Below are 9,173 nucleotides of genomic sequence, written 5' to 3' on the forward strand. Positions count from 1 at the left end.
CATGGCCGCATCGGGTGCGCGACGGGCCATGCTGTTGCTGGTCTCGTCGATGTCGGCGGGCGGGCGCAGCGTGCGCCTGGGGCCGCGCATCGTGCGTATCCTGCGCGGGGGCGGCTGGGAGGTCGCCGTTCGCCTGACGACGCCGGGCGACGATCCGGCAGCGATCGCGGGTGGGGTCACCGCCGGCTCGATCGTGGCGGCCCTGGGCGGGGACGGGTACCTGAGCGCCGTCGCGCGCGGCTGTCACGAGTCCGACGCCCTTTTCGTTCCCATGCCCGGCGGACGGGGCAACGACCTGTGCCGAGCGCTCGGGGTCGGCACGGAGCCGTTGGCGCGCGCGCGGCGCCTGGCGCCCCTCGGTCTTTCTTCCGACGAGGCCGGGGCCTCGTCCTCGGATGCACTGGCCTCTCGGGTGCGTCCCCTGGATGGCATGTGGGTACGTTCGCGTGACGGGGTTCGCCTGGCTCTCGGCATCGTGTCGATCGGCTTGGACGCGCGAGCTAATATCCTGGCCAACGAGTCCTCGCTGACGTCGGGTCCGCTGGCATACGGCTACGGCGCCTTCGCGGCCCTGGCTTCGCACGAGCCCGCCGAGATCGTGGCGACCGTGGATGGTCGCGAGCGCAACATGAGCGGGTGGATCGCGTCGGTGTCCAACTCCGGGCGTTTCGGCGGTGGCATCACCCTGGTGGAGTCCTCGGATATGAGCGACGGCGTCCTCGAGGTGTGTCACGTGGGCCCCCTGTCGGTCGCGCGAGCCCTCCCGGTGCTGGCCAAGGTGGTGGCCGGACGCGCCAAGAATCACCCGGCGATCGAGGTGGAGAGCGCCCGCGTCGTGTCCTTCGCTGCCCCCGCGGGGATGGTCGCGATGGCGGACGGGGATCGGATCGCCTCGATTCCTTTCACCGTGGATGTCGCCCCGGGCGTCGTCTCCGTGCTTGTCTGAGGCAGCGGGAGTCGGCGCACTGTGTGTGAGCTGCGCTCGGTTGCTCTGTAAGGTAGGGGTGGGGTTTTGCGCCGCGGGGGAGTGGTCCCCGTAGAATGGAGCCATGAGTGCTGTCTCCGGCTTTTACGCTTTCGCCAAGGGTGTCCTGACGCCCATCATGACCCCCTGGATTAAGTTCACCGTGAGCGGTGAAGAGAATCTCCCCGCCGAGGGCGGCTACCTCCTGGTGCCCAATCACCTCTCGAACGTCGACCCGCTGTGCCTGTGCTGGTACTTCATGAAGCGCGACACCGCTGTGCGTTTCCTGGCGAAGAAGTCGATGTTTTCCGTCCCGGTGTTCGGCTGGATCATCAAGGGCATGGGCCTGATCCCCGTCAACCGCGACTCCAACCCCTCGGCCGTCCTGGCACCCACCCGTGAGGCGCTGAAGGCCGGTGAGGTCGTCGGCATTTTCCCCGAAGGCACGCTCACGCGCGACCCCGACCAGTGGCCCATGCAGTTCAAGTCCGGCGCCGCCCGCCTGGCCCTCGACACGGGCGTGCCTGTGATCCCCGTGTCGCAGTGGGGCCCGCAGGAGATCATGGCCCCCTACAACGCCAAGGGAATGGACATGCGCCCGGGTCGGCGCGTCTCCTACCACTTCGGCGAGCCCGTCGACCTGTCGGATCTGATGAGCCCGGCGGGCTCGCAGGACCACGACGCCGTCAACGAGGCGACGCGGCGCATCAGTGACGCCGTGCGCGCGGGCGTGGGTAAGCTGCGCGGGCTGCCCGTGCCGGAGAAGGTGTGGGATCCCGCCACGCAGGCCGGCCCCTGGTGGGAGGAAGAGCAGGCCAAGCGCGCCAAGAAGGCGAAGAAGGCCCGCAAGAAGGGCTAATTGCGGATATCGACGACCACACGCGAGGGATTGGATAAGAAACCGATCTGGAACTGGCGCTCGGTGGGCGCCCCGATGACGACGTGCGTGTTGTCTTCGAAGGTTCCGTCCGAGACGATGTCCAGGTTGCCCGCGCGGGTGTGCTCCTTGGTCGGGTAGCTGCCCTTTGGTGAGGTGGCGGTCATCGGCGTCCCATCGAGGATGAGCTCCAGGACCGCCGCCCCCTCGACCTCGATGGGCAGGCCACGTCCCTGCTCCAGTGCCTGGTCGCTCCACTGCGCCAGGCGGACGCCCGGGGAGCCCTCACCATCGAACTCCAGCACGACTCGGGTGAAGCCTTCGTGCGAGGAGGCACGGATCGCGGTGAGGACCAGTGCCTTGTCCGGGTTGTCAGAGCGCATAGGCGGCAGCATCGAGACCGAGGACATCCAGTTGTCCGCGTTGATCGGCCTCGTCGCATCCAGGCCAGGCTCTCCGTTTCCGGGCGTCCCCTGGCCCGGCTGTGTGCCCTCGACGGCGGGGGAGTGGCTCGCCTCCGACGAGGCAGGGGCGGGCTCGGTCGGCCCGGCCGTCGGAGCGGAGGGCGAGCAGGCGGCGAGCGCGAGGACGGCGAGGGCGGCGGGCAGCGCGCGGTGGTGAGACAAAGCCCCTCCTTGGAGTGTGACGGTTTTCCCATCCTAGTAGACTGGGGGCTGACAGGGAGGTCTCGATGAGTATGACAACAGCAGCGGTCCTGGGAACGGGAGCGTGGGGAACGACGTTCGCTCAGGTGCTCGCCGACGCGGGCGTGGACGTGACGATGTGGGGGCGCAACACTGACACGATCGCGTTCATCAACGGGCATGAGAACCCGACGTACTTGCCGGGTATCACCCTCTCCGAGCGCATCGAGGCGACTACGGACATAGCCCGCGCCGTTTCTGGCAAGCAGCTGGTGGTCGTCGCCGTGCCGGTTAAGGCGGTGCGCGCCACCCTGGAGGCCGCCCGTGCGTCCTTCGCTCCGAACGCTGCTCTGCTGTCCCTGGCCAAGGGCCTGGAACTGGGCACCCTCAAGCGCGTGGATCAGATCATCGCCGACGCCTCGGGTGTGCCCGGCAGCCGCATCGCCGTCCTGTCCGGCCCCAATCTCTCCCGTGAGATCGCCGACCGTCAGCCCACGGCGACGGTCGTCGCCTCCTCGGATGTGGAGCTCGCCAAGGAGATCGCGAAGGCCTGCCACAATTCCTACTTCCGCCCCTACGTCTCCTCCGACGTCGTGGGCACCGAGATGGCGGGCGCCACCAAGAATGTCATCGCGGTCGCGATTGGCGCCGCTGAGGGAATGGGGCTGGGCATCAACACGCGTTCGACCCTCATCACGCGCGGCCTGGCTGAGATGACGCGCCTGGGCACGGCCCTGGGCGCAGACCCCGCGACCTTCGCCGGTCTGTCGGGCATCGGTGACCTCGTGGCCACCTGCTCCTCGCGCCTGTCGCGCAACTTCTCGCTGGGCCACCGCCTGGGTTCGGGCATGAGCCTGGCCGATGCCATGGCGCTGTCCCCGGGCGTCGTCGAGGGCGTCGCCTCGGCAGGACCGATCCTCCAGGTCGCCGCCTCCGTGGGCGTCGACATGCCGATCACCAGCGCCGTCGTCGAGGTCGTCGAGGGGCGCGCGAGTATCGCCGACATGGGCCGCATGCTGCTCGCCCGCCCGCAAAAGATGGACGGCTGGAAGATCGAGCTGGTCTAAACGCGCACACTCGGGCGGGAAAAGCCTGACGCGCGGTAGGCTTGGACCCATGACTGCAATTTCTCGTCCTCGCGTCCTCATCGTTTTCGGCGGGCGCTCCTCAGAACACGAAGTCTCTTGTGCGACGGCCGCCGGCATCCTCACGGCCATCGACCGCACGAAGTGGGACGTGATCCCGCTGGGTATCACGCGCGACGGCCAGTGGGTGCGTGTCGCCGACGACCCGTCGGCGCTGAGGTTCAAGGACGGCAAGGGGCAGTCGATTACCGCCGGAGCCACCCGCGTGGCCCTGACCCCGGGCGAGGGCAACCTCGTCGAGCTCACCTACGACGGCGACCCTTCGGACGATACCTCGCGCGTTGTGGGCGTGGAGGACCTGGGGCACGTCGACATCGTCTTCCCGCTCCTGCACGGCCCTTACGGCGAGGATGGCACCATTCAGGGCCTCTTCGAAATGGCGGACGTGCGCTACGTCGGATGCGGCGTGACCTCCTCGGCGATTTCCATGGACAAGCACCTGACCAAGACGGTGCTCGCCGCCGCCGGTATCAACGTGGGCCGCTGGGTCTCCATCACCGCCCGTCAGTGGGAGAACGACCCCGCCTCGTGCATGGACCGCATCGAGCGCCTCGGCTTCCCCGTCTTCGTCAAGCCCTGCCGCGCCGGCTCCTCCGTCGGCATCTCGCGCGTCACCTGCCGCGAAGATCTGCCCGTTGCCATCAAGGAAGCCGCAAACCACGACCCGCGCATCATCGTCGAGGCTTCCGTGACCGGCCGCGAGGTCGAGTGCGGAGTCCTCGGCTCGCGCCCCGACTGGCAAAGTGGCACCTCGCCGCTGGGTGAGATCGTCATCCCCGAGGGCGAGTTCTACGACTACGAACACAAGTATGTGGACGACGTCGTCGGCCTGTCCTGCCCGGCCGACGTGCCCCCCGCCTACGCTCAGCGCATTCGCGAGACCGCGTGGCGTGCCTTTGACGCCCTCGAATGCGAGGGTCTGGCACGCGTCGACTTCTTCCTCGACGAGGCCACCGACACCGTCATCATCAACGAAGTCAACACGATGCCCGGCTTCACCCCGATCTCGATGTACCCGCAGATGTGGGCGGCCGCGGGCCTGTCCTACCCGGACCTGCTCAGCGAGCTCCTCTCCGAAGCGTCGCAGCGCCCCCTGGGCCTGCGCTGAGAGAACGGCCGCGCCCCACCCGCACGTGCGCGGGTCCCGCGGCCGCACCCCGACCTCGTTAATTCCCGTAACACCGACCCTGAAGGACACACATGACGACCCCACCCAAAGTCACCCTGGTGACCTGCTCGTCCATGCCCCACCTGTTTCCCGGCGAAGAGGGCCTGCTCGATGAGCTGGCGTTGCGCGGTTGCGACCCCCAGATCAAGGTGTGGAACGACCCCGACGTTGATTGGTCTGACGCCGGCATGGTCGTCGTTCGCTCCGTCTCCGACTACGCGCAGGACCGCCCGGCGTTCCTGGAATGGACCCGCCAGCTGCGGCGCGTCCAAAACTCCGCCGACGTTCTCAACTGGAACACGGACAAGCACTACCTGAGGGAGCTGGCCGCCCTGGGTATGCCGACGATTCCCACCAGCTGGCTGGAACCCGAGCAGAATCTGTCCAAGCATCAGATTCACACGCGCTTCCCGGCCTTCGGTGAGTTCGTCGTCAAGCCTGCTGTGTCCTCCGGCGTGCGCGACATCGGCCGCTACACGACCGTGGACACCCGCCAGCGCCAAGCCGCCATGCGACAGGTGCAAGGGCTGCTCGGCGATGGTCGTTCCGTCATGATCCAGCGTTACGTCGAGGAGATCGACCTGCACGGCGAAATCTCGCTTGTTTTCTTCAACGGCCTGGTCTCTCACGCTGTCGAGAAGCGCTCCGCCCTGCATCCCGCCTCCGTCACCAATCCGGAGATGCACGAGGCCGTGGTGACCGCCGAGGCCGCCGACTCCGTCGCGTGGCAATGGGGCGAGGAAATCCGCCGTGTCCTGCACGACTACGTGCGTGCCCGCCTGGGCCACGACGAGCTGTTCCTGTTCAACCGCGTGGACCTGGTCCCCGACGGCAAGGGATCCTTCTTGGTCATGGAGGTCTCCCTCGTGGACGCCGACCTGTACCTGGGTGCCACCCCCGGCGCACTGGGTAACTTCGCGGACGCGATCTCCGCTCGCGCCCACTGGTGATGCACGCCACCGTCGTGAGGGCAGTGCTCGAGTTTCCAAGCTCGGGTGGGTAGTGCTAAGCTCTATCCGTTGCCTTCACGGCGACGCGATGGTGGCTGTAGTTCAGTTGGTAGAGCACCTGGTTGTGGTCCAGGACGTCGCGGGTTCGAGTCCCGTCAGCCACCCCACCGCCCCGGCGCTTCGGCGTCGGGGCTTTTTGCTGCAGTATGCTTGTCTCATCCCGAATTGATTGGACAAAGGAGTTCTCATGCCCAGCGTGATCGCCTACGGTTGCGACGACGCCACCACCCAGTTCCACCCCCTCCAGATCGACATCCGCCAGCCCGGCGAAGGCGACATCTACTTCGACGTCGCCTACGCGGGCATTTGCCACTCCGACATCCACAGTGCCCGCGGCGAGTGGGGGCCCGTGGCCTACCCGCTCGTGCCCGGCCACGAGTTCGTAGGCATCGTCGCCAAGGTCGGCCCCGGTGTCACTAAGTTCAAGGTGGGGGACCGCGTGGGCGTGGGTTGCTTGGTCGGATCCTGCGGCTCCTGCGAGATGTGCGAGTCCGGCTACGAGCAGTGGTGCACCTCGACGCCGGGTACCCTGTGGACCTACCGCGCCGACGCCGAGGGCAACCCGACGACCGGCGGCTACTCGCGGGGCTTCACGGTGCGCGAGGACTTCGCCCTGCACATCCCGGAGGAGCTGGACTTCGCTGCCTGCGCACCCCTCCTGTGCGCCGGCATCACCACCTACTCCCCGCTCAAACACTACAACGTGGGACCCGGCTCGCGCGTGGCTATCCTCGGCATGGGCGGCCTCGGACACGTGGGCGTGCAGATCGCCAAGGCCATGGGCGCGGACGTCTCCGTCATCTCCCACGGCCGCTCCAAGGAAGCCGATGCCCGCCGCTTCGGCGCCGACCACTTCTACGCCACCAGCGAGGAGGGGACCCTCGAATCCCTGCGCGGCTCCTTCGACCTGATCCTGTGCACCGTATCCGCTGACGGCCTCGACTACGCCGGATACATGGCCGCCCTGCGCCCCTACGGCGTCTTCGTCGACGTGGGCCTGCCCACCGAGCCTGTCTCCCTGCCGCTGCGCGCCTTCGTCAACGGTGGCAAGTCCTTCGCCGGCTCCCAGATCGGCGGCATCGCCGAAACTCAGGAGATGCTGGACTTCTGCGCCGCGCATGGCGTCATCCCGCAGGTTGAGATGATCACCGGCGAGGAGATTACGCAGGCCTACGACAATGTCGTGGATTCGCGCGTGCGCTACCGCTACGTCATCGACACCTCCACGTTCCCCCAGACCGCGTGAGCGTGAGCAGGTAACAGGAAAGCCCCGGGCCGAGCGGCCCGGGGCTTTCCTGGCAGTGGACCAAAGGGGATCACTGCGGATACAAAAGCTGTGGTGGGTGCATTTTGAGGCGCGGTGGGTGCAAGGTTGTACAGAGTGGGTGCATCCCTAGGCGCGGGTGGGTGCATGTCGTTGCGTGAAAACGATCAAGCCCCGGAGCGATCGCGAGCTTCGGCACCATCACGGGGGTCACGCCTTGTCCGAGGCGTCGTCGTCGGGAACGCCAGCACAGCGGGTGCCGCCAGAGAACGAGCCACCGGTGCGTGCTTCTTGGCGTCAGAGGTCCAGGAAGAGGTTGATGTCGCCCGGGTCCGGGGTGTCGTCCAAGTCGGGGGCGTGGGTGAAGCCCAAGCGTGTGGCCACTGCGATCGAGGGGGTGTTGTCCTGCTTGGTGAGGACCCGAATCCGGTGCCCTGACCAGCGTGGGCGCGCGGCCTCGATGAGTGCGCGGCAGGCTTCGGTAACCAGACCTGATCCCTGGAACTCAGGTCGGATGCGGTAGGCGAGGTTGAGGACGCGCTCGTCACGGAACGTGCGCGCGGCCAGCCCCACGTAGCCGACGTAGGCGTCCGATTCGAGCATACGGGCCGTGCAGTAGCCAATACCGTCCGTCTCCCAGTCGCGCAGCCAGTCCTCGAGCCGTTCACGCGCCTCGTCAATACTGCGGTCGGGACCAGAAGGGTTAAAGAGGTTGACCTCGGGCATACGGCTCAGTGCATACAGCTCCTCGAGGTCGGTGAGCTGCACGGGCCTCAGTGAGAGCCTCGAAGTGTTGACAGCGTCCATATCCACCTCCATGTCACTGTTGCTGCTGGGGCCACGTGGTGTCATGTTGCGGAGCAACCGATGGTGGCCCCCCACCATTCTCACACGTGTCTCCCCGGTGGTGCCTGCGTTAGGTTTTAATGATACATGAGCGACTGTTGTTCAGGGGCTCAACGAACCTTGCGTGACATCGGTGAAGCGAGGACTCATGAGCGATGAAGAATCCGGATTGCCGACTCCAAGTGAACCCAATGTTGAGGAATTCGCCATCAAGGACTATCGGACTGATGAGTATTCAGAGGTGCGAACACTCGAAGAAGCGATCGAACTACGGAGTGCCAAGGCATGCTTCCGAGACGTGACTGAGTGAGAATTCGCTGCCAACTCTCCGTCGGGTATGAAAGAAATCGGGGTTCCTGAGCTCTTGGTCGGGCCGACGTAGCTGTCGGATGGAGATGATCGCCAATAGCTTGTGGAGCCACTCACCACAGCGGTCAAATGCTCGTGCCGTCGTTGAACGTGATGGTGATTGTTCCGTCGGGGTGGATGGTGGCGTGGTCGACGAGGGCTCGCCAGGCCTCGGGGGTATAGGTGATTGCGGGGTTCTTGCTGCGGTACTGGTGGAATGCGGTGATGGCCGCGCGCTTGGCTTCAAGTTCGTGCAGCTGCCTTTCGAGGGACTCGATTGCGCTGAGGTGGACTTGGTAGTCGGCTTCGAGCCGAGCCTGTTGGGCCTCGAACGCGCCAGGGTCGAAGCCAGCGTGTGCTGCGGCTTGAATGAGCTGGTTGATACGGCCTGCCACGCTGTCACGTGCGGCGACCGCCTGTGCGAGCTTGTCCTCAAGATCACGCGAGTTACCAAGCTGAGCGAGAGCAGCCTCAAGTACCTGGCCTGGTCTGGTTTTGTGGACCGGGTGTTTTGAGGGTTGTTGGTTGTTATTGGTGGTGTTGTGCCCATTGGCGTGCGTATTGGTTGGGTGAGAGCCAGCCTAGCGGGCTGTGGGGGTGTTCTTCATTGTAGCGGTGGGACCAGGCGCCAATCAGGGCGCGCGCGTGGTTGAGATCCTCGAACATGTTGTCCTCGAGGAGTTCGTCGCGCATGCGGTTGTGTAAGGACTCCACGAATCCGTTATGCCAGGGCTGGCCCGGTGGGATGAACGCTTGGAGCGTGTCATGCTCGCTGGCCCAGCGCCCCAAGGCTGCGGCGATGAATTCGGGCCCGTTATCGGCCCTTAGCACCTGGGGTGCCCCATGTGCCAGGACAGCCAGGTCAAGCATTTCGATCACGTCGGCGGCTCCCATGCGCCGCTCAACG

Annotated in this window: 11 protein-coding genes and 1 tRNA gene; 8 read left to right on the forward strand and 4 right to left on the reverse strand. The window is 66.1% G+C overall.

Going from position 1 to position 9,173, the window contains the following annotated elements:
• Position 1 precedes the first annotated feature (1 nt).
• Both HMPREF1138_RS01620 and HMPREF1138_RS01625 read left to right on the forward strand, forming a co-directional pair.
• Positions 2–946 (forward strand): diacylglycerol/lipid kinase family protein, encoded by a 945-nt coding sequence (locus HMPREF1138_RS01620; protein WP_039936473.1) that lies wholly within the window; start codon positions 2–4, stop codon positions 944–946.
• 103 nt (positions 947–1,049) lie between these two features.
• Positions 1,050–1,823 (forward strand): lysophospholipid acyltransferase family protein, encoded by a 774-nt coding sequence (locus HMPREF1138_RS01625; RefSeq protein ID WP_009055757.1) that lies wholly within the window; start codon positions 1,050–1,052, stop codon positions 1,821–1,823.
• Here the strand turns inward: HMPREF1138_RS01625 and HMPREF1138_RS01630 are convergent.
• Complete coding sequence (locus HMPREF1138_RS01630; RefSeq protein ID WP_009055738.1) at positions 1,820–2,467, reverse strand: putative lipoprotein; 648 nt, start codon at positions 2,465–2,467, stop codon at positions 1,820–1,822. The genes HMPREF1138_RS01625 and HMPREF1138_RS01630 overlap by 4 nt on opposite strands.
• A 65-nt stretch (positions 2,468–2,532) precedes the next feature.
• Here HMPREF1138_RS01630 and HMPREF1138_RS01635 point away from each other — a divergent pair, with 65 nt between their 5' ends.
• The 5 genes from HMPREF1138_RS01635 (at position 2,533) to HMPREF1138_RS01655 (ending at position 7,054) form a co-directional block, all read left to right on the forward strand.
• Positions 2,533–3,552 (forward strand): NAD(P)H-dependent glycerol-3-phosphate dehydrogenase, encoded by a 1,020-nt coding sequence (locus HMPREF1138_RS01635; RefSeq protein ID WP_009055719.1) that lies wholly within the window; start codon positions 2,533–2,535, stop codon positions 3,550–3,552.
• A 49-nt stretch (positions 3,553–3,601) separates the two neighbouring features.
• The gene (locus tag HMPREF1138_RS01640) at positions 3,602–4,738 is read left to right on the forward strand and encodes a D-alanine--D-alanine ligase family protein (RefSeq protein WP_009055728.1); all 1,137 of its coding nucleotides are present in this window, start codon (positions 3,602–3,604) and stop codon (positions 4,736–4,738) included.
• 92 nt (positions 4,739–4,830) lie between these two features.
• Positions 4,831–5,748, forward strand: a complete 918-nt coding sequence (locus tag HMPREF1138_RS01645; RefSeq protein WP_009055732.1) for an ATP-grasp domain-containing protein — start codon at positions 4,831–4,833, stop codon at positions 5,746–5,748.
• A 91-nt stretch (positions 5,749–5,839) separates the two neighbouring features.
• Positions 5,840–5,915, forward strand: a tRNA-His gene (locus HMPREF1138_RS01650).
• Between the two features lie 80 nt (positions 5,916–5,995).
• Positions 5,996–7,054 (forward strand): NAD(P)-dependent alcohol dehydrogenase, encoded by a 1,059-nt coding sequence (locus HMPREF1138_RS01655; protein ID WP_009055777.1) that lies wholly within the window; start codon positions 5,996–5,998, stop codon positions 7,052–7,054.
• Positions 7,055–7,369: 315 nt separating this feature from the next.
• On the opposite strand, the gene HMPREF1138_RS01660 is transcribed toward HMPREF1138_RS01655, so the two are convergent.
• Positions 7,370–7,879 carry a GNAT family N-acetyltransferase gene (locus tag HMPREF1138_RS01660; RefSeq protein WP_050981214.1) on the reverse strand — a complete coding sequence of 170 codons (510 nt, stop codon included), beginning with the start codon at positions 7,877–7,879 and terminating at the stop codon, positions 7,370–7,372.
• Positions 7,880–8,066: 187 nt separating this feature from the next.
• Between HMPREF1138_RS01660 and HMPREF1138_RS10985 the strand changes: the two genes are divergently transcribed.
• Complete coding sequence (locus tag HMPREF1138_RS10985) at positions 8,067–8,228, forward strand: hypothetical protein (protein ID WP_155887116.1); 162 nt, start codon at positions 8,067–8,069, stop codon at positions 8,226–8,228.
• 124 nt (positions 8,229–8,352) lie between these two features.
• On the opposite strand, the gene HMPREF1138_RS01665 is transcribed toward HMPREF1138_RS10985, so the two are convergent.
• Both HMPREF1138_RS01665 and HMPREF1138_RS01670 read right to left on the reverse strand, forming a co-directional pair.
• Positions 8,353–8,661 carry a DUF397 domain-containing protein gene (locus tag HMPREF1138_RS01665; protein WP_009055737.1) on the reverse strand — a complete coding sequence of 103 codons (309 nt, stop codon included), beginning with the start codon at positions 8,659–8,661 and terminating at the stop codon, positions 8,353–8,355.
• A 133-nt stretch (positions 8,662–8,794) separates the two neighbouring features.
• Positions 8,795–9,173 (reverse strand): IS3 family transposase (locus tag HMPREF1138_RS01670; RefSeq protein ID WP_039936481.1); only part of this gene is annotated, 379 nt, incomplete at its 5' end.

Source organism: Actinomyces sp. ICM58 (assembly GCF_000283035.1).
Taxonomy (GTDB): Bacteria; Actinomycetota; Actinomycetes; order Actinomycetales; family Actinomycetaceae; genus Pauljensenia.

Coding starts and splice junctions, on each gene's coding strand:
- HMPREF1138_RS01620 (WP_039936473.1), top strand. CDS start 2: ATGGCCGCATCGGGTGCGCGACGGGCCATGCTGTTGCTGGTCTCGTCG.
- HMPREF1138_RS01625 (WP_009055757.1), top strand. CDS start 1,050: ATGAGTGCTGTCTCCGGCTTTTACGCTTTCGCCAAGGGTGTCCTGACG.
- HMPREF1138_RS01635 (WP_009055719.1), top strand. CDS start 2,533: ATGAGTATGACAACAGCAGCGGTCCTGGGAACGGGAGCGTGGGGAACG.
- HMPREF1138_RS01640 (WP_009055728.1), top strand. CDS start 3,602: ATGACTGCAATTTCTCGTCCTCGCGTCCTCATCGTTTTCGGCGGGCGC.
- HMPREF1138_RS01645 (WP_009055732.1), top strand. CDS start 4,831: ATGACGACCCCACCCAAAGTCACCCTGGTGACCTGCTCGTCCATGCCC.
- HMPREF1138_RS01655 (WP_009055777.1), top strand. CDS start 5,996: ATGCCCAGCGTGATCGCCTACGGTTGCGACGACGCCACCACCCAGTTC.
- HMPREF1138_RS01660 (WP_050981214.1), bottom strand. CDS start 7,879: ATGGACGCTGTCAACACTTCGAGGCTCTCACTGAGGCCCGTGCAGCTC.
- HMPREF1138_RS10985 (WP_155887116.1), top strand. CDS start 8,067: ATGAGCGATGAAGAATCCGGATTGCCGACTCCAAGTGAACCCAATGTT.